Annotated in this window: 20 protein-coding genes and 2 riboswitches; of the genes, 6 read left to right on the top strand and 14 right to left on the bottom strand. The window is 73.0% G+C overall.

Annotation, left to right across the window (positions count from 1 at the left end):
• Nucleotides 1-19 precede the first annotated feature (19 nt).
• From KV557_RS03515 to KV557_RS03500, 4 genes are all read right to left on the bottom strand, one after another.
• A complete protein-coding gene (locus KV557_RS03515; RefSeq protein ID WP_218198105.1) occupies nt 20-964 on the bottom strand; it encodes an ROK family glucokinase in 945 nt (314 codons plus the stop codon).
• Between the two features lie 192 nt (nt 965-1156).
• On the bottom strand, nt 1157-1543 hold the full coding sequence (locus tag KV557_RS44370; protein ID WP_218198104.1) for a DUF5304 family protein: 387 nt from the start codon (nt 1541-1543) through the stop codon (nt 1157-1159).
• 138 nt (nt 1544-1681) lie between these two features.
• Nucleotides 1682-2854: an ArsA family ATPase gene (locus KV557_RS03505; RefSeq protein WP_218198103.1), complete on the bottom strand. Its 1173-nt coding sequence runs from the start codon at nt 2852-2854 to the stop codon at nt 1682-1684.
• 27 nt (nt 2855-2881) lie between these two features.
• Nucleotides 2882-3346: an SRPBCC family protein gene (locus KV557_RS03500; protein ID WP_218198102.1), complete on the bottom strand. Its 465-nt coding sequence runs from the start codon at nt 3344-3346 to the stop codon at nt 2882-2884.
• A 334-nt stretch (nt 3347-3680) separates the two neighbouring features.
• Here KV557_RS03500 and KV557_RS03495 point away from each other — a divergent pair, with 334 nt between their 5' ends.
• Nucleotides 3681-5474 carry an AMP-dependent synthetase/ligase gene (locus KV557_RS03495; protein ID WP_218198101.1) on the top strand — a complete coding sequence of 598 codons (1794 nt, stop codon included), beginning with the start codon at nt 3681-3683 and terminating at the stop codon, nt 5472-5474.
• A 66-nt stretch (nt 5475-5540) separates the two neighbouring features.
• Here the strand turns inward: KV557_RS03495 and KV557_RS03490 are convergent, their stop codons facing one another.
• The gene (locus tag KV557_RS03490; protein WP_218198100.1) at nt 5541-6677 is read right to left on the bottom strand and encodes a glycosyltransferase family 4 protein; all 1137 of its coding nucleotides are present in this window, start codon (nt 6675-6677) and stop codon (nt 5541-5543) included.
• A gap of 222 nt (nt 6678-6899) precedes the next feature.
• Between KV557_RS03490 and KV557_RS03485 the strand changes: the two genes are divergently transcribed.
• Entirely contained in the window at nt 6900-8261 is a 1362-nt protein-coding gene (locus KV557_RS03485; protein ID WP_308129747.1) for a glycosyltransferase 87 family protein, read from the top strand.
• Here the strand turns inward: KV557_RS03485 and KV557_RS03480 are convergent.
• The 6 genes from KV557_RS03480 to KV557_RS03455 all read right to left on the bottom strand — a co-directional run bounded on the left by KV557_RS03480 (nt 8258) and on the right by KV557_RS03455 (nt 15514).
• Nucleotides 8258-9277: a hypothetical protein gene (locus KV557_RS03480; RefSeq protein WP_218198099.1), complete on the bottom strand. Its 1020-nt coding sequence runs from the start codon at nt 9275-9277 to the stop codon at nt 8258-8260. The genes KV557_RS03485 and KV557_RS03480 overlap by 4 nt on opposite strands.
• Nucleotides 9278-9450: 173 nt before the next feature.
• Nucleotides 9451-10497 carry a C40 family peptidase gene (locus KV557_RS03475; RefSeq protein ID WP_218198098.1) on the bottom strand — a complete coding sequence of 349 codons (1047 nt, stop codon included), beginning with the start codon at nt 10495-10497 and terminating at the stop codon, nt 9451-9453.
• 228 nt (nt 10498-10725) lie between these two features.
• On the bottom strand, nt 10726-11835 hold the full coding sequence (locus KV557_RS03470) for a C40 family peptidase (RefSeq protein ID WP_256176849.1): 1110 nt from the start codon (nt 11833-11835) through the stop codon (nt 10726-10728).
• A 61-nt stretch (nt 11836-11896) separates the two neighbouring features.
• A riboswitch (cyclic di-AMP (ydaO/yuaA leader) is annotated at nt 11897-12050 on the bottom strand.
• Between the two features lie 351 nt (nt 12051-12401).
• Nucleotides 12402-13439: a C40 family peptidase gene (locus tag KV557_RS03465; RefSeq protein ID WP_218198096.1), complete on the bottom strand. Its 1038-nt coding sequence runs from the start codon at nt 13437-13439 to the stop codon at nt 12402-12404.
• A gap of 211 nt (nt 13440-13650) precedes the next feature.
• Nucleotides 13651-15099: an NYN domain-containing protein gene (locus tag KV557_RS03460; RefSeq protein WP_374106585.1), complete on the bottom strand. Its 1449-nt coding sequence runs from the start codon at nt 15097-15099 to the stop codon at nt 13651-13653.
• Between the two features lie 136 nt (nt 15100-15235).
• Complete coding sequence (locus KV557_RS03455; RefSeq protein ID WP_218198094.1) at nt 15236-15514, bottom strand: hypothetical protein; 279 nt, start codon at nt 15512-15514, stop codon at nt 15236-15238.
• 202 nt (nt 15515-15716) lie between these two features.
• Here KV557_RS03455 and KV557_RS03450 point away from each other — a divergent pair, with 202 nt between their 5' ends.
• The gene (locus KV557_RS03450; protein ID WP_218198093.1) at nt 15717-16499 is read left to right on the top strand and encodes a rhomboid family intramembrane serine protease; all 783 of its coding nucleotides are present in this window, start codon (nt 15717-15719) and stop codon (nt 16497-16499) included.
• A 41-nt stretch (nt 16500-16540) separates the two neighbouring features.
• The gene (locus tag KV557_RS03445; protein WP_218198092.1) at nt 16541-16822 is read left to right on the top strand and encodes an Lrp/AsnC ligand binding domain-containing protein; all 282 of its coding nucleotides are present in this window, start codon (nt 16541-16543) and stop codon (nt 16820-16822) included.
• 6 nt (nt 16823-16828) lie between these two features.
• Here KV557_RS03445 and KV557_RS03440 read toward each other — a convergent pair whose 3' ends face one another.
• The 3 genes from KV557_RS03440 to KV557_RS03430 all read right to left on the bottom strand — a co-directional run bounded on the left by KV557_RS03440 (nt 16829) and on the right by KV557_RS03430 (nt 20128).
• Complete coding sequence (locus KV557_RS03440) at nt 16829-18196, bottom strand: aminotransferase class V-fold PLP-dependent enzyme (protein ID WP_218198091.1); 1368 nt, start codon at nt 18194-18196, stop codon at nt 16829-16831.
• A gap of 52 nt (nt 18197-18248) precedes the next feature.
• A riboswitch (SAM riboswitch) is annotated at nt 18249-18366 on the bottom strand.
• A 141-nt stretch (nt 18367-18507) separates the two neighbouring features.
• Nucleotides 18508-19584: an anthranilate phosphoribosyltransferase gene (gene trpD, locus KV557_RS03435; protein ID WP_218198090.1), complete on the bottom strand. Its 1077-nt coding sequence runs from the start codon at nt 19582-19584 to the stop codon at nt 18508-18510.
• A 118-nt stretch (nt 19585-19702) separates the two neighbouring features.
• Entirely contained in the window at nt 19703-20128 is a 426-nt protein-coding gene (locus tag KV557_RS03430; RefSeq protein WP_218198089.1) for a hypothetical protein, read from the bottom strand.
• A 396-nt stretch (nt 20129-20524) separates the two neighbouring features.
• Here KV557_RS03430 and ctaE point away from each other — a divergent pair, with 396 nt between their 5' ends.
• A complete protein-coding gene (ctaE, locus tag KV557_RS03425) occupies nt 20525-21145 on the top strand; it encodes an aa3-type cytochrome oxidase subunit III (protein WP_218198088.1) in 621 nt (206 codons plus the stop codon).
• 187 nt (nt 21146-21332) lie between these two features.
• Nucleotides 21333-22142 (top strand): cytochrome bc1 complex diheme cytochrome c subunit, encoded by an 810-nt coding sequence (gene qcrC, locus KV557_RS03420; protein WP_218198087.1) that lies wholly within the window; start codon nt 21333-21335, stop codon nt 22140-22142.

Raw genomic sequence — 22142 nt, 5'->3', positions numbered from 1 at the left:
TGCTCGGGGGTGCTGAGGGTCAGGCGGTGCGGGCGAGGTCGGCCGCACCGGCGATGCCGGCGGCGGAGCCCATCGAGGCCAGCACGACCTCGGCGCGCGGGCGGTGCACCCCACCGGTCAGGTAGTGCTCGAAGGCCTTGGCGACCGGGTCGAGCAGCAGGCGCCCGGAGTCGGAGACGCCGCCGCCGAGCACGAAGGCGCCCGGGTCGAAGAGCGCGGCGAGGTCGGCCATGCCGCGGCCCAGCCAGTCGGCCAGCTCGGCGTAGCACTCCAGGGCGAGCGGGTCGCCCTCCTCGGCGGCCTCGGTGATGTGGATGCCGCGGATGGTCTCGGCGACGCCGTCGTTGAGCTCCAGCATCCGCCGGCCGCGCACCGGGTCGGCGGCGGCCTTCTCCCGGCCGTAGCGGCGCAGCGAGCGCCCGGAGCCGTACTGCTCCCAGCAGCCCTTGCCGCCGCAGCCGCAGGGCAGGCCGTCGGGGACCATGTTGAGGTGGCCGATCTCGCCGGCCACGCCGAAGCGGCCGCGGTGCAGCCGGCCGTCCAGGACGATGCCGCCGCCGATGCCGGTGCCGACGGTGATCAGGACCATGTCCTCGTGGCCGGCGGCGGCGCCGAAGCGGAACTCGGCCCAGGCGGCGCAGTTGGCGTCGTTCTCGACGACGGTGTCCAGACCGGTGAGCTCCTCGATCCGGCCGCGCAGCGGCTCGTTCTCCCAGTCGATGTTGGGGGCGAAGATCACCGTGGAGCGGTCGCGGTCCACGAAGCCGGGGGCACCGACGCCGACCGCGGTGACGCCGGGGTGCTGCTCCTTGAGCTCGCGCACGGCCTGCGCGATGGCGTCGACGGCCCACTGCGGGTCGGCCGGGGTGGGCACCCTGGTCCTGGCCAGGATCTCGCCCGCCTCGTCGACCACGCCTGCCGCGATCTTGGTCCCGCCGACATCGACGCCGATGGTCAGAGCCATGTGTCCCTCAGCTATTCACTCGTTCCCGCTGGACGGAACGGTACCGCCCAACTCAGCCCCCGTACACAGCCTCGCATACATTAACCGAAGACAATCCGGGACCAACCCGGCCGTCACACTTCAAAAGTCGTACATATATTCCCGCTTCGTCACGCACGGGGATCGCGGAGTGACAGCTCAGGAGCTACGGATTCACTGCTTGGCGGACGGCCCGTCAGGGGTGTCGAGGTCGATCCGCTCGGCGGGGGCGCTCTCGCCGGCGGTCCAGCGGCGCTCGTGACCGGCCACGGCGGCACGGTAGGCGGCCAGCAGCTCGGCGCCGGCGGAGACCAGCCCGGAGCCGGCGGCGGCGAGGTGGGTGTAGACCTCCGGCTGCTGCTCGCGCAGCCGGTCGGCCAGTCCGGCCAGGGTGATCAGGGTGTCGGCGCTCGCCTCCTGGGCCTTCTGGCCGACGGTGTCGGCGAACCGGCGGACCTCGTCCACCAGCGGGCCCAGTTCCGGCCCGAACGGGTGGGCCTGCGGACCGCCCGGCTCGTCGGCGGGCCCGCTGGTCGGCTCGGTCCGGTCGGTGCTGGTCATCGCGGGGCCTCCTCTGCTGGGGCCGCACCCCGCGGCCACCGGCCCCGACGCTACCCGAGGTGCCGGGAAAGCCTTCAGCCCCGAAAGCCTTCAGCCGCGAAAGCCTCCAGCCCCGAGAGCCGTCAGCCCTTGGAGCCGTCAGCCCCGCGGCCAGAGCGCCGGGTCGGGCGCGAAGCGCACCGCGAGCGCCCCGTCGTGCAGGCCCGCGCCGGCGACGGTGCAGCGGCGCAGCGCGGACGGCAGGGTGAGCACCCGGCGGTGGGCGCCGAGGCCGACCACCAGCTCGTCGCCGCGCCGGACCAGGTCGAGGTCGGCACGGTCGGCGCCGGGCAGCACGAGGTGCCAGACCAGCAGGCCCTCCTCGGCCAGCCGGTCCTCGACCGGCCAGGGCTCGGGCGCGAGCCGCTCCGGGCCGGGCCCGTCCCCGTAGAGGCGGTCGGCGACGGCCTCCAGGGTGGCGTCGGCCTGCCCGGTGACCAGGACGGGGGCGTCGGTCGCCGCGGCCAGCTCGGTCAGCTCCTCGCGGCGGCGGCCGGCCAGCGCGGCCAGCCACGGGTCGGGCGAGTGCAGCGCGGCGTCCGGCAGCGCGCCGTGCACGACGACCGCGTCCGGCCGGTGCCCGTGCAGGGCGAGCCCGGCGCGGATCCGGCGCAGTTCCTCGTACGGGTGGCCGTCGGCCGCGGTGACCAGGCGGACGCTGGTGCCGGGCGCGGTGATCGCGGCCCGGGACTCGGCGAGCACCCCGGCGGCCCTGGACCGGCTCTCGTACAGCCAGTCGGCGGGCATCGGGACGCCGGCCAGGCCGGCCAGCAGCGGGCGCAGCGCCCGGGCGGCCTGCCGCTGCTCGGGGACGAGCCGGTCCAGGTAGCGCTCCAGCTGCTCGGGCAGGGCGAGGGCGGCGATCAGCTCGGCGGGCGGCGGGGCGAGCACCACCAGGACGTCCTGGTCGGCGGCGGGCAGGGCGCGCAGCAGGGCGATCCGGGCGATGCCGGGGAGGGCGGTCAGCTCCTCGGGGTCGAGCGGTTCGGCGCCGAGCAGGTCGAGGGCGGGCTTGAGCCGGCCGCCGAGCTCGCCGAGGGCGTGCCGGAAGGCGGCCTGCTCGTCGATCCGGGAGACGGTCAGGCCGGGCGCGTACCGGGCCGGTTCGGGCTCCAGCCGGGTGCCGAGGACGCCGTCCAGGGCCCGGTGCGGGTCGTCGGCGGCGAGCAGCCAGGTGCGGTGCCCGCGCCGGGCGGCGTGCAGGGCGGTGGCGGCGGCCACCGTGGGCGCGCCCGCGTCGCCGCTGACCAGGATGGTGCGTGTCGCCGTCATGCCGTGTCCGACCCCCGTTCCGCGCTGTCAGCCCTGGACGGGCTTCTTGCCGTCGGCGTCCTCGACGCGCTTCTTCAGTCCGGCCAGGGCGCGGTCGATGATGACCTTCTCGGCCTTGCGCTTGATCATGCCCAGCATCGGGATCTTGACGTCCACGGCGAGCTGGTACGTCACCTCGGTGCGGTCGCCGCCGCCGAGCGGGGCCAGGGTGTAGGAGCCGTCCAGCGAGCGGAGCATCTGGCTGCGCACCAGGGTCCAGCTCACCTCGCGGTCGCCGTCCCAGGTGTAGGCGAGGACGTGCTCGTCGCGGATGGCGCCGGCGTCCAGCAGCAGCCGCACCTGCGAGGCGCGGCCGTCCTCACCGGTCTCCAGGACCTCGACCTCCTTGACCTCGCCGGTCCAGGCCGGGTAGTCGGCGAAGTCGGCGATCACGGCCATGACCGTGGCCGGGGTCGCGTCGATGGTGATGCTCGACCTGGTGTGCTCCGCCATGGAATGGCCCTCCGCCTCGTCCCTCTGCCTGCCGCTCCGGCCGAGCGTGCTCGTCCGGGTGTGCCCGGAGCAGGCTATCGCGACCGGCGATCCGCTCGGCCGCACGGGCACCGGGCGGCGGACGGCCGGCGCCCGGTGGCGCCGGGGGGCGGGGCATGCTACCGGCAGGTCACCCCCGGCCTGCCGTAGGGTGCCATTCGAACGACCCGGTCACGGCCTGGTCCGACCCGGCCGGGTGTGACACTTCGAACACCGGGGCCGACCCCCCTGGTCGAAGCTGCCTACCGGGCAGTAACGTCCTGCCGTCCCGCAGCGTCGCGAACGAGGAGCAGTCTTGCTCGACTTCAGCCTTCCGGCCCTCTATCAGGTACCGAGCGGCGGTAACCTCTCCGACCTCGTGCACCAGAACGCCGAGCGGCACCCGGACGTCGCGGTGCTCAGCCGGAAGGTGGACGGCCGCTGGCAGGAGTTGACCGCGGCCCAGTTCCAGGTGGAGGTGCACGCCGCCGCGAAGGGCCTGATCGCCGCAGGCATCGCGCCCGGCGACCGGGTGGGCATCATGTCCCGCACCCGGTACGAGTGGACGCTGCTGGACTTCGCGATCTGGACGGCCGGCGCGATCACCGTGCCGGTGTACGAGACCTCCTCCGCCGAGCAGGTCGAGTGGATCCTCGGCGACTCCGGCGCGGTCGCCGTGCTCACCGAGACCGACCAGCACGCCAAGGTGGTCGAGAAGGTCCGCGGCCGGCTGCCGGAGCTGAAGCACACCTGGCAGATCGAGGGCGGCGCGATCGCCGCGCTGGCCGAGGCCGGTCAGAACGTCGAGGACGCCACCGTCGCCGAGCGCCGCTCGATCGCGACCGCCGACTCGGTCGCCACCATCGTCTACACCTCGGGCACCACCGGCCGTCCGAAGGGCTGTCAGCTGACGCACGGCAACTTCATGGCCGAGTGCGGCAACATCGTGGAGCGGCTGACCCCGCTGTTCCGCACCGGCGAGAGCTCCGTCCTGCTCTTCCTGCCGCTGGCCCACGTGCTCGGCCGGATCGCCGAGATCGCCCCGACGATGGCCCCGATCAAGCTGGGCCACGTCTCCGACATCAAGGACGTCACCGCCGAGCTGGCCGCCTTCCGGCCCACCCTCATCCTGGGCGTGCCCAGAGTGTTCGAGAAGGTCTTCAACACCGCCCGCGCCAAGGCCCAGGCCGACGGCAAGGGCAAGATCTTCGACAAGGCCGCCGACACCGCGATCGCGTACAGCCGGGCGCTGGACGCCGGCGGCGCGGGCCTGGTCCTGCGGATCAAGCACGCGATCTTCGACAAGCTCGTCTACAGCAAGCTGCGCGCCGCCCTCGGCGGCCGGGCCACCCACGCCATCTCCGGCGGCGCGCCGCTGGGCGAGCGGCTCGGCCACTTCTACCGGGGCATCGGCTTCACCGTCCTGGAGGGCTACGGCCTGACCGAGACCTGTGCGGCCACCGCCTTCAACCCGTGGGACAAGCCGAAGATCGGTACGGTCGGCCAGCCGCTGCCCGGCGCCGCCGTCCGGATCGCCGAGGACGGCGAGGTCTTCTTCAAGGGCCCGCAGGTCTTCACCGGCTACTGGAACAACCCGCAGGCCACCGCGGACACCCTCAAGGACGGCTGGATCGCCACCGGCGACCTCGGCTCGCTGGACTCCGACGGCTACCTGACCATCACCGGCCGCAAGAAGGAGATCATCGTCACCGCGGGCGGCAAGAACGTCGCCCCGGCGGTGATCGAGGACCGGATCCGGGCCCACGCGCTGGTCGGCGAGGTCATGGTGGTCGGCGACCGCAAGCCCTTCGTCGCCTGCCTGATCACCGTCGACCCGGACTTCTTCCCCAAGTGGAAGGAGCTGAACGGCAAGCCCACCACCGCGACGGTCGCCGAACTGCGCGAGGACCCGGACCTGCTGGCCGCGCTCCAGGCCGCGGTGGACGACGGCAACGCGGCCGTCTCGCACGCCGAGGCGGTCAAGAAGTTCCGCCTGCTGGACACCGAGTTCTCCGAGGAGAGCGGCCACCTCACGCCGTCCCTCAAGCTCAAGCGCAACGTCGTGCTGAAGGACTTCGCGGCCGACGTCGAGGCGATCTACCAGAAGTAGCCGTACCAGCGCTGACGCACAAGGACGGGCCCGCCCCCCTTCCCGGGGAGCGGGCCCGTCCGCACGCTAGGCGGCCAGCAGCGAGGTCAGCCGCCCGGCCAGCAGGTCCCAGCGCCACGAGCGCTCCACCCAGCGCCGTCCGGCCTCGCCCATCTGCCGCCGCAGCTCCTCGTCGTGCAGCAGCCGGACGATCCGCTCGGCCGCCGCCGCGGGCGAGCCGCCCGGCACCACGTACCCGGTCTCGCCCTCCAGCACCGCGTCCGGCGCGCCCCCGGAGTCCCCCGCGACGACCGGCAGGCCCGTCGCCGAGGCCTCCAGGTAGACGATGCCCAGGCCCTCGACGTCCAGCCCGCCGCGCCGCGTCCGGCAGGGCATCGCGAAGACGTCCCCGGCGCCGTAGTGCGCGGGCAGCTCCTCCCACGGCACCGAGCCGGTGAAGCGCACCGAAGCCCGCACGCCCCGGGCGTCCGCCAGCTTCTCCAGGTCAGCCCGGTAGGGGCCGCCGCCGACGATCAGCAGGACCGCGTCCGGCACGTCGGCCAGGATCTGCGGCATGGCCTCGATCAGGGTGTCCTGGCCCTTGCGCGGCACCAGCCGGGAGACGCACACCACCACCGGCCGGTCCGCCAGCCCCAGCCGGCGGCGGACCTCGGCGCCCCCGGACTCCGGGTGGAAGGTCGTCTCGTCCACGCCCGGCGGCAGCTGCACCATCCGGGCCGCCGCCTCCGGCCCGACCGCGCCCGCGATCCGGGAGCGGGTGTACTCGCCCAGGTACGTCAGCACGTCGGTGCCCGCGCCGATCCGGCGCAGCAGCTGCCGGGCGGCGGGCAGCTGCGCCCAGGCGGCCTCGTGCCCGTGTGTCATGCCGAGCAGCCGCCCGGCCCCGGCCCGGCGCAGCGTGGGCGCCATCAGCCCGAGCGGCGCGGCGGCGCCGAACCAGACCGAGTCGCACTTCTCCGCCCGGAGGATCTCCGCCGCCCGCCGGGTGACCCGGGGTGTGGGAACCATCACCTTCGTCCGGTCGCGGATCACCGGGAACGGCTGCTCGGCGTCGAACCGGGCCACCTCGGTGCCGTCGCGCCAGGTCGAGGCGTACACCACGACGCTCCCGGCGGGCTGACGGACGGCCATGTTGTGGACGAAGGCCTGGATGCCGCCCGGGCGGGGCGGGAAGTCGTTGGTGACGATCAAGGTTCTGTGCATCAGGCCACGGCTCGTTCGGTCGGGGGGTGCGCGGTGTACCGCTGGGTGATCCGTACGATAGGTCAACACCACGACCCGCCGGGAACGGATCCGCGCACGGCAACCGTTGGACCCCCGGGTCAGTCCTAGAACGTAGACCTGGAACGTAGACAGCCGACGGCGGCCCGGGCGTCCGTCGCACGGCGCTTCGGTGGGGACGTCCGAGACGAACGAGGGAGCGCAGTGGAGTTGGCCCCGGCCATCGAGTCCGGTTCTTCGCGCGCCCGCCCGGGCCGCCCGCTCGGCGCGCTCGCGGCGCTCGGTGCCACCTGGGTGGCCACCCGGACGGTGCTGGTGCTGCTGATGACCGGCGTGCTGAAGGGGCCCGGCGGGGACATCACCGCGGACGTCTGGCTGGTCTACCACGCCTGGTACGGCGTCCTGCAGACCGGCACCTTCCCGTTCGACGACGTGACCTGGCAGTACCCGCCCGGCGCGGCCCTGGTGATCCTGCTGCCGGGCCTGCTGCCCTGGTCGTACCTGGTCTCGTTCTGGGTGCTCTGCGGGGTCGCCGACGTCGCCGCGACGGCCCTGCTGGTCCGCACCGGCCTGCGCCGGGGCCGGGCGCTGACCGGCGCCTGGATGTGGATCGTCGGCGTGCCGCTGCTCGGCCCGATGGTCTACAACCGCTTCGACATCATCGTCACCGCGATCGCCCTGGCCGGGCTGCTCGCGCTGATCCGCCGACCGGCCATCGGCGGGTTGCTGCTGGGCCTGGGCGGGATCATCAAGATCTGGCCGCTGCTCGGCCTGATCGGCACCCCCTCCGGCCGCCGCACCCGCCGCTCCTGGACGCTCGCCGCCGCCACCGCCGTCTCGGTCGGCTTCCTGCTCGCGGCCGGGATGAACGGCGCGTTCGGCTTCCTGGCCTTCCAGAAGGAACGCGGCATCGAGGTGGAGTCGCTCGGCGCGCTGCCGCTGCACTACGCCCGGATCGCGGGGGCCTGGGACGGCAAGGTGACGATGAACTACGGCTCGCCGGAGATGCTCGGGCCGTGGGTCGGCGTCATCAGCAAGGTGATGATGGCCGGCACCGTCCTGGGCTTCGCCTGGCTGCTGCTGTGGCGCTTCACCGCCAAGCGCCGCAACGCCACCACCATGTACGACGCGGCGCTGACCGCGCTGCTCATCTTCACGGTCACCAGCCGGGTGATCAGCCCGCAGTACCTGGTCTGGCTGGTCGGCGTCGCGGCGGTCTGCCTGACCGTGCGCGGCAGCAGCCAGCGGCCGGTGGCGGTGTTGATCCTGCTGGCCTGCCCGCTGACGCTGGCCGAGTTCCCGCTGATGTTCAGCCACATCCTCGCCAGCGAACCGTCGGCCGTCACCGTGCTGAGCGCGCGCAACCTGCTGCTGCTGGCCGCCACGGTGCTCTCCTGCGTCCGCCTCTGGCGCTCCACCCGCGGCGCCGACCGGCTCCCGCCGACGGTGGTCCTGGCCAAGCCCGAGCCCGTCCCGGCCGGCGCCTACCCGGTCCGCCCGGGCATCGCCTACGAGCAGGACCTCCTCGACGGCATCGACCGCCCCAACACCCCGGCAGGCCGTTAGCCGTTCAGGGCCGCCACCTCGGCGAGCCACAGCCTGGTGAGCTCGGCCTGCCCGATGCCCAGTTCGGCGCGGAGCAGCCGGTCCAGGCGCTGGTCCCGGTCCGCCCCCTCCCCGTCGGGCGCGCCGACCGCCCGGTAGAAGGCCACCAGGCGGTCGGGGCCGTAGCGGTGGGCGATCAGCTCGCAGGCGAGCCAGGCCTGCTCGTAGGCCTGGGCGATGCCGGTCGCGCCCGCGGTGAAGTCGCGGTCGGCCGGGAGCCCCGTGGGCAGCCTGCCGGCGGCGACGTCGCGGGCCAGTTCGGGGGCGATCTGCCGCGGCTGACGGCCGGAGTCCCGGTACGCCGTCCAGTCGGCGACGCCCTCGGAGAGCCACAGCGGCGTCCAGGCGCGGGTGTCGGCCCGGGTCGCCACGTGGGTGGTCTCGTGCGTGACGACGACCTGCCGGCCGAAGTCGCTGAGCCGCCCGTACGCCTCGGGGTTGATCAGCACCCGGTCCGCCGGCGTGTGCCGGGGTGCGCCGGGAGCTGCCACGGTGACCGCCGCCATGCCCGTCCAGCCGGCCGGGTCGGCCCCCAGCAGCCGGGCGAACTGTGCTTCCGTGGCGGGCAGTTCGAGCAGGACGCGGCCGGCCCAGCCGGCGCCCCAGACCGCGCTGACCGCAGGGGCGGCCCGCTCGCCGACCGCGAGCAGCCCCGCCGGGTCGGGCCCGTCGGCCAGCCCCAGCACCAGGCAGTGCGCGCCCTGCGCGGCCTGTCCGCCCCCGAAGTCCCACAGCGCCGGCGGCCCGCTCGCGCTCTCCTCCCGCTCGACCCGCCGGCCGTCGGCCCGCGCCAGCGTGAGGCGGCGCGGATACACCACGGGGTACTCGTCGTACCCGGCGACCCGCACGGCCAGGTCGGCCGCGACGGTCAGCCGCCCGGGTCCGCCGCCCGGGGCGAGCACGAGGTTGCGGTAGCCGGCCTCGGCCAGCGGCAGCCCGGACGTCCCGGGCAGCTCCCGCGCGCGTGCGTCCAGCACCGCCGCCACCTCGGCGCGCTCGTCCGCCGCCGTCCGCCCCCGCGCGGGCACCGCGGGGGCGGCGGGCGGCAGCGACAGCTGGGCCAGCCCGCCGGCGGCGAGCAGCAGCGCGCCGCGCCGGGACAGCGCGCAGCGCCGTATCGCGGCCGGTTCGGACGGGGCCGGGGTCGGGCTCAGAGCCGGACCACCCCCGCGACCGGCATCGCGTTGACGCTCTCGTAGCGGACCTTCGCGCCCGGGTAGGGGGCGTGCACGATCACCCCGCCGCCGGCGTACATGCCGACATGGTGCATGTCCCGGTAGTAGATCACCAGGTCTCCCGGTCGTGCTTCGGAGAGGCTGACCCGCTGCCCGGCGTACGCCTGGGCCTGCGAGGTGCGCGGCAGGGTCACTCCGGCCTGCCGCCAGCTGTAGTACATCAGACCGGAGCAGTCGAACGCGCGGGGCCCGGTGGATCCGTAGAGGTACGGGGATCCGATCATCCGCACCGCCGCGGCCAGCGCCGCCGCCCCGCGCTCGGAGGCGGGCGGGGCGTCGCCGAGGTCCAGCCGGTCGGTGCCGCGGGTGGCGCGCTCCTCGGCCTCCCGGGCGTCCTGCGCGGCCATCCGGGCGCGCTCCGCGACGCCCAGGCTGTTGAGCAGCCGCTGGGCCGTGGCCAGCCGCTGCTGGATCTGCTGCTTGCTGTCGGCGAGCGAGCGCCGGGCCTGGTCCAGCTCCGCAAGCTTGGCGGAGGTCTCGGTGCGGCGCTGGTCGAGCCGGCGCTGCCGGGTGACCAGCTCGTGCAGCGTCTCGTTCTGCCGCTCGGCCGCCTGGTCGAGGGCGCGGGCCCGGGTGAGGTACCCCTCCGGGTCGCTGGAGAGCATCAGCTGGACGGTCTGCGCCATGCCGCCGCCGCGGTACTCGGCGCCGGCCACGGTGGCGAGGTCCCCGCGCAGCTGGTTGAGCTGGTCCTGGGCCACGGCGATGTCGCCCTGGAGGATGGTGGTCTCGCCCTGCAGCCGCTGCTGGGCATCCTGGGCGGCGTTGTACTTCTCCGACGCCTGCTCGGCCTCGTTGTACAGCTGCTCGACCTGGGCCTTGACGTCCTTGCGGTTCGGTGTGTCCGGCGCGCCGGGGGCGGCCTGGGCGCTGCCGCCGCTCGTCACGCCGAGGGCGGTGGTGGCGGCCGCGGTCAGTACCAGCGCACGGGCGAGCAGTTGGGAACGGCGGTGCACGAGCATGGCGGCAGCGGCTCCAATCCTGCGGCACGGACCCCGCTGCCGCACCGGACCGGGCGGCTTGTGAGCGGGAGTCCGGTGGCAGACGTTAGCGAGTCCGGGCAACCGAGTCCAAACCCCTCCCAACCCGAATATTTGACACCTAATCGGACATCAGTCCGACTTCGAGGGAAAAGCCGCAGGCCCGGCCTTCCGGGAGGAAGACCGGGCCTGCGAGGGCTTGGTCGGGGATCAGACCCGCACGATGGAGGACAGCGGCATGTTGCTGACCGCCTCGTAGCGAACGAAGGCCCCCGGCTTCGGCGCGTGCAGCACCTGGCCGTTGCCCGCGTAGATGCCGACGTGGTGGGCGTCGCCGAAGAAGATCAGCAGGTCGCCGGGCTGGGCCTGGGAGAGGTCCGTGCCGATCCGGGTGCCGGCGCCGGCCTGCGCCTGCGAGGTGCGCGGCAGGGTCGCACCGGCCTGGTCGAACGCCCAGACCATCAGGCCGGAGCAGTCGAAGGAGTTCGGACCGGTGTCGCCCCAGCCGTACGGGCTGCCGACCTTGGTGGCGGCGTACGACAGCGCGGCGGCACCGATCGAGCTGCCGGGGGCGGGCTTGGCGACCGGCGAGGAGGACGGCGACGAGGACGGCTTCGACGAGGACGACTGCGAGCCCAGGTTGGCGCGGCTGCTGTCGCGGGAGGCGCGGTCGGCGGCCTGCTGAGCGGCCTGCTGGGCGGCCTGCGCGGCGTCCGCCTTGGCCTTCGCGTCGGCGGCGGCCTTCTCCTCGGCGGCGCGGAGCGCCTGGCGCTCCTGCTCGGTCAGGGAGTTGAGCAGGTCCTGGGCGGCCTTGAGCTTGCCCTGGACCTCGTCCTTGGCGGCCTTCAGCTGGGTGGTGGTGGCGTCCAGCTCGGCGAGCTTGCCCTGGGCCTCGTTGCGGTCCTGGTCCAGCTTGCGCTGCTGGTCCTGGAGCTGCTTCAGCTGGCCCTTCTGGGTGCTGCCGGCCTGGTTCAGGGCGTCGGCCTGGCTGAGGAAGTTGTCCGGCTTGGAGGAGAGCATCAGCTGCACGGTCGGGGATATGCCCCCGTTGCGGTACTGTTCGCCGGCGATCTCGGCGAGGCCGCCCTGCAGGTCGGTCACCTGGGCCTGCTGGCGCGCCACCTGGTCCTGCAGGGTGCCGACCTGCTTCTGCAGCTCCTGCTGCTTGGCCTGGGCGGCGTCGTACTTCTCGGTCGCGACCTCGGCCTGCTGGTTGAGCTGGTCGACCTGCTCCTTGACCTGGTCCTTGGTCGGCGCCGGGTCGGCGTGGGCGCCGGACTGCGCGGAGAGCGCGACGGCTGCTGCAGCGACACCGGTCATGAAGGACACCCGGGCACGGCCGGCGGGCTTGGGACGACGATGGGACGCCACGAAGGCGGACTCCTTCTTCCTACGGCCGCCTACCGGGTGAGCTGACGGGTTCGGGCCGGAAGCATGCCCTACGACGCCTCACGGCCGTTCCACCGGCCGACCTGGCGCCGATTCACCCCGGAGGAACGTGGTTCCCCGGCTCCGCTCCACAGCGCCCCCGACTGCTGGGCTCCCCTGTCGGACAGGCGCTTCGACCTGTCCCGCTGCTTCACGAACTCGACGGAAACCACCGCCGCCACCCAGGCTGGGTGATCGACAGTGCGGTGGTTCGGGGCACGACCCTAGTAACTGAACCGTGATCCGTTCAAATCCTTGTCAGAAAAAAGACGGAAGAATTACCAAGTTCATTTGTGAATATGACTGATGGTGATCGCCGTCGTACGCAAAGCTGACCGCCTCTCACCCTGCGGCCACGAAGCACACAGGCACGAAGCGCACGGAAGCGAACGCGCCACCCCCGGGCGGAGGTGGCGCGGATCACAGGGCCTTCCACGGGCCGCGGGCGTGTCGGGGCGTCAGACCCGGCGGATGGTGTTGATCGGCATCGCGTCGGCCTTCATCACCTTGACCACATCACCGGTGTGCGGCGCGTGCACCACCATGCCGTTGCCGATGTACATCGCGACGTGGTGCCGGTCGCTGCCGTAGACGACGAGGTCGCCGGGCTGGGCCTGGTCCAGCGAAGGCACCCTGGTGCCGACGTTGCCCTGCTCCTGCGAGGTGCGGGGCAGCGAGACGCCGGCCTTCCCGTACGCCCAGAGCATCAGGCCCGAGCAGTCGAAGGTGTTCTCCCCGGTGGCGCCCCACACGTACGCCGAACCCTGCTTGCTCATCGCCTTGGCGACGGCCACGGCCGCGTACCCGCTCGCCGGCGGCAGGCTGCTGAGGTCGACCCGGTCGCTGCCGCGCGAGGCGCGGTCGTCCTGCGCCTGCTGGGCCTTCAGCGCGGCGCGCTCGGAGGCACTGAGCGAGTTCAGCAGGTCCTGCGCCGCCTTGAGCTTCGCGTTGACGTCCGCCTTGGCCTGGTTCAGGTCCTTGGTGGTCGAGTCGAGCGAGGCGAGCACCGCGGCGGCCTCGGCCTTCTCCTGGTCGAGCCGGCGCTGCTGGTCCAGCAGGCCCTTGAGCGCCTCGGTCTCGCTGGTGCTGGCCTGCTGCACGCTGGAGGCCTTGGCCAGGTAGTTGGACGGGTCGGAGGAAAGCATCAGCTGGACGGACGGGTCGATGCCGCCGGTGCGGTACTGCTCGCCCGCCACCCCGGCGAGGCCGGTCTGAAGCTGGGTCATCTGCTCCTGGCCGCGTGCCACCTGGTCCTGCAGCTGGTCGGCCTGCTTGCGCAGCTGGTCGGCCCGCTCCTTGGCGCCGTTGTACTTCTCGGCCGCCTGCTCCTGCTCCTGCTGGAGCTGGTCGATCTGCGCCTTGACGTCCGTCTTGTTCGGCTGCGGCGCGGCGTGCGCGGCGACCTGCGCGGAGAGGGCGACCGCGGTCGCCGCGGCAGCGGTGAGCACGGAGACCCGCGCGCGGCTCGGCTGCTTGGGACGGCGGTGGGAGGCCAAGGGACCGACTCCTTCTTCCATCGGCCTCACCTGATCGGGTGAGAATCCGGAAAATAGGTTTGCCGCCTGACCCTAGTGAAGATCTAGGCGTTCCGCCACTCCCCCAAAGGGTTGAACCCCTAACCCCCGGAGTGACTTCACCTAATCCCCACATCACCGCAAACCGGACGCTGACCAGGCATCATCCGGACCGAACCGCGGTCCCGCCAGGTCAGGGCCGCGCCAGCCGGTTCAGCAGCAGCACCGAAGCCACGGGGCGCGCGCCGGCCTTCCGCACGCCCTCCGCAACCTCCCGGTCGGTGGAGACCACCACCACCGGACGCCCCTGCGGCTCCGCCCGCACCAAGCGGCGGATCAGCTCGTCCGCCGTCTCCCCGGTCCGGCTGAACCGCACCCGGACCCCGCGCGGCGGCGCCATGATGACCGGCACGTCCAGGTCCTGCCCGTCGAACACACAGGTGACCTCCGCCTGGGTGCGCTGGGCCAGCATCGCCAGCCCGCCCAGCAGCCGGATCCGCTGCTGCTCCAGCGGCAGCGTCGGATAGCCGGTCTTGGTCACGTTGTAGCCGTCCACCACCAGGTGCACCTGCGGGATCGCCAGCAGCTGGTCCAGCAGTGCCGGATCGTCCTCCGCCAGCCCGCGCCGGGCCACGTCGTGCGGAGAGGCCGCGCCCGGCACGACCGCCTCCACCAGATCCGCCGGGCGGATCTGCGACACCGGCAGCGCCAGCTCCCGCTGGAGCCCCTGCGCCGACTGCAGCATGGTGTCCAGCAGCAGCCGCAGCCGCATGTCCTCGACGCTGCGCCCCTCGCGGGCCGACCGGCGGCCCTGCTCGGCGGCGTTCTCCAGCTCGCTGACCCGGTGCCGCAGCCGCCGCGCCTCGCTCTCGGCCGCGCTCCGCTCGGCCGCAGCCTGCGCCCGCAGCCCCTCCAGCTCCCCGGCCAGCCGACGGGCCTCGGCCTGCGCCCGACGGGTGTCGCTCTCCAGCGAACGCACCTTCTTGCGGAGCGAGTCGGCCTCCCGGCGAACGTGCTCCGACTCGGCCCGCTGCCGCTCCAGGTCCGCCCGCGCGGCGGCCCGCACCTCGGACAGCTCCGCCTGCAGCTTCTCCGCCAGCCGGGTCGCCTCCGCCGCCGCCCCCTCGGCGCCGGCCCGCTCGGCCTCCTCGCCCGCCTCGGCGACCAGCCGGCTCCAGCCCGCCGGCCGCACCAGGTAGGCGGCGGCCGCGACGTCCATCGGATCGGCGGCGCCGGGGACGCTGCCCGACTCCAGCGCCTTCACCAGATCCGGCTGGCCCAGCCGCAGCCGCTCCGCTATCCGCACCCGAAAGGCAGGCTCGGACTCCAGCGCCGCGGCCAGCGCGGTGGCCGCGTACTTGGCCCGCCGGGCCGGGGTGAACTTGGCGTACTGACGGAGGCTCTGCGGCAGCTCGCCCGGCGGCAGTCCGCCGAGCGCGTCCGCCGCCAGGCCGACCACGCGCCGGCGCACGCCCTCGGGCAGCGGCCGGTCGAGCTTCTCGACCGGGCGGCCGGCCGCCTCGTCGGACTCGGACGCAGCGGTCCCGACGACGGTCTCCGCCGCCTCAGCGGCCGGCGCCTGCCCGTCCGCAGCGGGCTGCCGCCCCTGCGGTTCGGCGGGCTCCCTCGCTGCGTCCACCACGTCCTCGGCTCCGATCCTGGTCCAACGGGCGCGGCCCGGCGGCCGCCGCCCTGTCGTCACGCTCCGTGCGTCTTGTCTGTATTGTCCCGTGCGGTGGACGGCCGCGCCGTGCACCGTCCACCGCACCGGCGGGGCATCAACCCTGCTCGGCCGCGACCGCTGTATCCTCTGCCCCCGGACCCTCGGCACCCGGACGGGCGACCAGCTCGACCTGGTCCACCGCGTTGCACCAGCGGCAGCGCACCGACTCGATCGTCTCGCTCAGCACCTCGATCTCCTCGACCTTGGACTCGCCGGCCAGGTCGAAGTGCAGGAACTCGGTCACCCGCGCGGTGCGGGTCACGTCGAAGCGGGTGAGGTTGCTGCACAGGGTGCAGCGCCAGCGCGTCTCGGCGGTCAGGGCGGGGACGGTCATCGGGGGTCCTCTCGGGTGGTCCCTGCGTGGGCTAGGCGCTCCCCCCGGAGCCCCGGCGTCGGCGGCGGGAGGCGGGAATGCCCGCCCCAAGCCTATTGCCTGGGGCAACCATCGCGGCCACCGGTTCGAGGGATCGTGATCGCTGCTCCACCTGCCGTACAGCGCGGTGTCACACACCGCGGCCCGAGGGATGCTTGGCCGCATGGCGCTCGCGGCCTCCGGCCACACCGACACGCAGGACGGCGGCCCGGCCGCGCCCGCACCGGCGGTCACCTACGCCCTGATCGCGGTCAACACCCTGGTCTTCCTGCTCGGCCCGGCCGCCGGACTCAACCCGCTGTACGGCACCGGGCCGGCCCGGGCCTGCGCCGAGCAGCGGTACGAGCAGCGCTGGGGCGCCGTCCCCGCCGAGCTGCTGGCCGGGCGCCCGCTGACCGCCGAACAGCTGGCCGAGGCCCCGGACCCGCTCCCCGGCTGCCCGGCCGCCCCCACCCCGGGCAAGCACCCGGCGCTCTCCGTCCTCAGCGGGCTCTTCCTGCACGCCGGCTGGCTGCACCTGTCCGGCAACCTGCTCTTCCTCTATGTCTTCGGCCCCACCGTCGAACGGCGCCTCGGCCGGGCCCGGTTCGTCCTCTTCTACCTGGCCGCCGGCAGCCTGGCCACGTACGGCTTCGCCCTCGCCGAGGCGCACTCGGCGGACTCGACCCGGGTGCTGATCGGCGCCTCCGGCGCGATCTCCGCCGTCCTCGGCGCCTATCTGCGCTTCCACCCGCGCTCCCGGGTGACCACGCTCGTCCCGCTGCTCCTCTTCCTTCCGCTGCGCTTCCCGGCCTGGCTGGTGCTCGGCCTCTGGTTCGCCCTGCAGTGGTGGTCGGTGCACTCGGCCGGCCCGGGGGTCGCCTACCTGGTCCACGTCATCGGCTTCTCGGCGGGCTTCCTCTACGCCTGCACGGTGGTCAGCCACCCCCCGCGACGACCCGGCTGACGCCCGATACGCTGGCGGCACCCCACAAAGGAGCCCGAACAGTGATCACCGCCATCGTCCTGATCAAGACCAGTGTCGACCGCATCCCGGAGATCGCCGAGGCCATCGCGGCCATCGAGGGCGTCAGCGAGGTGTACTCGGTGACCGGCGGCTACGACCTGGTGGCGATGGTGCGGGTGCGCAAGCACGACGACCTGGCCGAGGTCATCCCGGGCCGGCTGAACAAGGTCCCGGGCGTGGCCCACACCGAGACCCAGATCGCCTTCCGCACCTACTCCCAGCACGACCTGGAGGCCGCGTTCGCACTCGGCCTGGACGAGTAGGACCGGTCAGCCCTCCCGGCGCGTGTCGACGACGCAACGGCCGCCCTCGTTGCGGTAGTTCCACGCCGCACCGTCCGTGACCAGCTCGCGGACGGCGGTCAGGAAGCGGTCGATGTGCTCGTCCGGCGTCCCGGCGCCGAAGCTCACCCGGATCGCGTTGAGGCTGCGCTCGCCCGGCAGCGACGGCTCGGGCGCGCCACACGTCGAGACAACAGCCGGCGCGTCGTCACTCAGCAGCGTCCGCACCAGCGGGTGCGCGCAGAACAGGCCGTCCCGCACCCCGATGCCGTACTCGGCGGAGAGCGCGGCCGAGAAGTGCGAGCTGTTCCAGCCCTGGACGACGAAGGACAGCACGCCCACCCGCGCCGCGTCTGCGCCGAACAGGCTCAGCACCTTGACCTGCGGGATCTCCGCCAGCCCCGCCTTCAGCCGGGCGATCAGCGCCTGCTCGCGGGTCTCCAGCGCGTCGAAACCGGCCTCGGACAGCGCCCGGCAGGCCGAGGCGATCGCGTAGGCGCCGATCACGTTCGGCGAGCCGGCCTCGTGCCGGGCCGGGCCGGTGTGCCAGGCGACGGCCACCGAGCCGTCGGTCTCCCGGGCCACCGTCCGGGTCGCCCCGCCGCCGGCCAGGTACGGCTCGGCCGCGTCCAGCCAGTCCGCCCGGCCGGCCAGCACCCCGGCGCCGAACGGCGCGTAGATCTTGTGGCCGGAGAAGGCGATCCAGTCGACGTCCAGCTCGGCCACCGAGACCCGGTGGTGCGGGGCGAGCTGCGCGGCGTCCAGCACGACCCGGGCCCCGTGCCGGTGCGCGGTCGCGGTCAGCTCGGCGACCGGCCACAGCTCCCCGGTGACGTTGGAGGCGCCGGTGACGCAGAGCAGCTTGGGGCCCTCGGGCGCCTCGGCGAGCGCGGCGTCCAGCGCGGCGACGGCCTCGGCGTGCGAGCGCGGCGCGCGCAGGTAGGTGACGCTGAGCCCGGCGTGGGCCCAGGGCAGCAGCGAGGCGTGGTGCTCGGTCTCGAAGGCGAACACCCGGGTGCCCGCCGGGACAGCGCCGGCGAGCAGGTTGAGCGAGTCGGTGGTGGCGCGGGTGAAGACCACCTGGTCGCCCTCGCGCAGGCCGAGGAACTCCGCGACGGTCCGGCGGCTCTGCTCGAACAGGTCGGTGGACAGCTGGGAGAGGTACCCGGCGCCGCGGTGCACGCTGCCGTAGTAGGGGACGTACGCGGCGACGTCGTCCCACACCCGCTGGAGCGCCGGGGAGCTCGCCGCGTAGTCGAGCGCCGCGTAGCCGACCTTCGCGCCGCTGGCGAGTGGGACCTGGACGTCGTGGCCGAGAACGGCGAGCGGGGCGCAGATTTCGATGGCGACAGACATGAGGATGCACTCCTTCGGAGGTCGAGGGACCCCGGGAGTGCTAGTCATCGGGCGTCCGCGCTTGCCGCGCAGACGGAATGCCACGCGACCCGGTCCTCACCCAGGGCACCCCGCCACGGACGGAGGGTTGCCGGACAGCAAGCTGGGGCTTGGTGCTGTCACTCATGACCTGGCGAAGACTCTAGGTCGCACCCACTCGATGGTCAAACAGACATCCACCATCCGGACTGTGTGCTCGCCCGCTCGGACCCGGTGCCTCGGGGCGCTGAAGAGCCCGTACCGGCGCTCCGGCACGGGCCCCAACTACCGCTTCACCCCCGGCTGGTGGCCTCCGACCAGCGCCGCAGCAGCTCCTGCGCCGCGCCCGAGTCAACTGCCGCCGCGGCCCGCTCCATGCCGGCTGCCAGCTGCTCGGCGAGCGGCGCCCCGGTCAGGTCCAGCGCAACCAGCGCCGCCGCCGTGTTCAGCAGGACGGCGTCCCGCACCGGCCCGCGCTCCCCGGCCAGCAGCCGGCGGGCCACCTCGGCGTTGTACGAGGCGTCCGCCCCGCGCAGCGCCTCGATGCCGACGAGCTCGATGCCGACGTCCCGCGGGTCGAAGACGGTCTCGGTGACGATCCCGTCCCGTACGACCCACACCCGCGAGGTGGTGGTGATGGTCAGCTCGTCCAGGCCGTCGTCGCCGCGGAACACCAGCGCGCTGGAGCCCCGCCGCGCGAGCACCCCGGCGATCAGCCCGGCGAGCCGCGTGTCGAAGCAGCCGATCGCGTGCGCGGTCACCTTCGCCGGGTTGGTCAGCGGGCCGAGGATGTTGAACGCGGTCGGCACCCCGAGGTCGCGCCGGGCGGTCGCGGCGTGCCGCATCGACGGGTGGAACCTGGCCGCGAAGCAGAAGGTGAGCCCCACCTCCTCGGCCACCTCGGCCACCCGCCGGGCCGACAGGTCCAGGCTGATGCCGAGCTTCTCCAGCACGTCCGAGGACCCGCTGGCCGAGGAGGACGCCCGGTTGCCGTGCTTGACCACCTTGGCGCCGGCCGCCGCAGCGACGATCGCCGACATCGTGGAGATGTTGACGGTCTTGGCGCGGTCGCCGCCGGTGCCGACGATGTCCACCGCCGGGCCGGGGATGTCCAGCGGCTCGGCGTGCGCGTACATCGCGTCGACCAGACCGGTGATCTCGTCGACCGTCTCGCCCTTGGCCCGCAGCGCGACCATGAAGCCGGCCACCTGGACGGGGGACGCCTCGCCGCTCATGATCCGGTCCATCGCCCACGCGGTGGCCGAGCGGTCGAGGTCCTCCCCCTTCAACAGTGCCGCCAGGATGTCCGGCCAGGTGCGGACCACCTGCGCGGGGTCGGTACCACCGTTCGCAGGGTTCACGTTCGCCATGGCTGACTCCAGCTGTTGTCGGTTCCCCACACGAGGGGACGTCCGTACGGACGGAGTCAGCCTATCGAGCGGCGGGGTACCCCCAGCCTTGTCTTCTCTAGTACTGAGACGGCGCAGCTCAACGGGCGGCGGGCGCGCGCTTGGCGAGGCGCGCCCGCAGCAGGATGGCCACCGCCTCGGCCAGCGCCACCGGGTCCACCGGGCGCGAGATCGCCGCGTCGGCCCGGCTCCAGGCGGCCAGCCAGGAGTCCTGCGGCCGGCCGATCAGCACCAGCACGGGCGGGCAGCCGTAGATCTCGTCCTTGAGCTGCCGCCCGAGCCCGAGCCCGCCGGCCGGCACGGCCTCGCCGTCCAGGATGCAGAGGTCCACGCCGCCCTTTTCGAGCGCCTTCAGCACCGCGGGGGTGGTCGCGCACTCCAGGTAGGACAGCTCCGGAAGATCCTCGGCGGGTCGGCGGCCGAGCGCCGTCAGCACCTGCTCGCGGGTGTTGCGGTCGTCGCTGTAGACGAGGACGGTGAGCGTCTCGTCGGTCGTGTACGCCATGGGCCCTGCTCCCTCAAGTGTGATCCGGACCACGTTCGCCTGATCCGGATGCTACTCCCGATCACCCCCGTCGAGGCCCCCCTCGCGCACGTTGCTTCTCAAGCCGCCGCGCCCAGGGCTCACCCACCCGGAGGACGGCCCGTCACCCGGGCTCTCGCAGTCCACCCGTACGGCCGACACGCCGCCTCCTCCCCTACCTCCGGCGACTCCGCCGACCGTGCAACGACACGCAGGGCAACGGGGTCGTAGGGCCCTCCGAGGAACCATCAGAAAAGGGACACCTGGCTGCTCAGGTGCCGTCCGGGCACCCCACCGCCCCCCAAGCGGGCATACCGCACGCACCGGACACTCCGAGGGACACCCCCCGGCGTGAAGACGGAATAAGGGACCGACATAATGTCCGTCGTGGCGACAGCAACAGCAGTAGAAACCGGGCACGCGCACGGATCGGTCAACCGGCCGAACATGGTCAGCGTCGGAACGATCGTCTGGCTCAGTTCCGAGTTGATGTTCTTCGCGGCCCTCTTCGCGATGTACTTCACGCTCCGCTCCGTCAAGGGGCCGGAGTTCTGGACCGAGAAGGCACACGCGCTCAACGTGCCCTTCTCCTCGGTCAACACCACGGTCCTGGTGCTCTCCTCGCTGACCTGCCAGCTCGGCGTGTTCGCCGCCGAGCGCGGGGACGTGAAGAAGCTCCGCTCGTGGTTCATCATCACCTTCATGATGGGCGCGATCTTCATCGGCGGTCAGATCTTCGAGTACACCGAGCTGGTCAAGAAGGACGGCCTCTCGCTGTCCTCCGACCCGTACGGCACGGTGTTCTACCTGACCACCGGCTTCCACGGTCTGCACGTGACGGGTGGTCTGATCGCCTTCCTGCTGGTCCTGGGACGGACGTACGCAGCCAAGCGCTTCACGCACGAGCAGGCCACCGCCGCCATCGTGGTGTCGTACTACTGGCACTTCGTCGATGTCGTGTGGATCGGCCTGTTCGCGACCATCTACCTGATCAAGTAACCAGCTGATCAGGTCGCTGGCCACCGGCTCCGGCCCCGCCCTCACCGGCGCAGGGCCGCTTCTGCCGGTGGCGACGCTCCCAACCGACCGACCGCGCGCGCAGCCCTAGACAGGCAGCCTCGTGCCGGCCAGACCGGCCGCCGGGTGCACCCACCAGTCGACCAGATCCTGACACCGGGGTTATTCCGTGAAAAAGCTCTCCGCACGACGGCGCCACCCACTGGCGGCGCTGGTCGTCCTACTTCTCGCCCTGGCGGCAACCGGGGGGCTGTACGCCGCGTTCGCGCCCGCCGACAAGGCGCAGGCCGACGTCGCCGCGCAGTCGCTCGCGATCGATGAGGGCAAGAAGCTCTTCGCCGTGGGCTGCTCCTCCTGCCACGGCCTGAACGGCCAGGGCAGCAGCGCCGGTCCGAGCCTGGTCGGCGTCGGCTCCGCCTCCGTGGACTTCCAGGTCGGCACCGGTCGCATGCCGGCCCAGCAGCCCGGCGCCCAGGTGCCGAGCAAGCAGAACATCTACTCGCAGGCGGAGATCGACCAGCTCGCCGCCTTCGTGGCCTCGCTCGGCCCCGGCCCGGTGACGCCGACCAAGGAGCAGTACACCTCGACCAACCCGGACGACATCTCCAAGGGTGGCGAGCTGTTCCGCACCAACTGCGCCCAGTGCCACAACTTCGCCGGCCAGGGTGGTGCCCTGACCAAGGGCAAGTACGCCCCGTCGCTGGAGGGCGCGGACGCCAAGCACATCTACGAGGCCATGCAGACCGGCCCGCAGAACATGCCGTCGTTCCCGGACACCACCATGCCCGAGGAGCAGAAGAAGCAGATCGTGGCCTTCGTCCGCCACACCAACTCCGATGAGCCCAACCCCGGTGGTCTCACGCTCGGCAGCCTCGGTCCGGTGACCGAGGGTCTGTTCGGCTGGATCTTCGGACTCGGCACGCTCATCGCGGTCGCGATCTGGGTCGCCGCCCACACCACCAAGGCCAAGAAGTCATGA

Source organism: Kitasatospora aureofaciens (assembly GCF_019192735.1).
GTDB classification, from domain to species: Bacteria; Actinomycetota; Actinomycetes; order Streptomycetales; family Streptomycetaceae; genus Kitasatospora; species Kitasatospora aureofaciens_A.
Note: the sequence above shows the minus strand (reverse complement) of the source record. Positions and strands in the feature narration are given on the sequence as shown.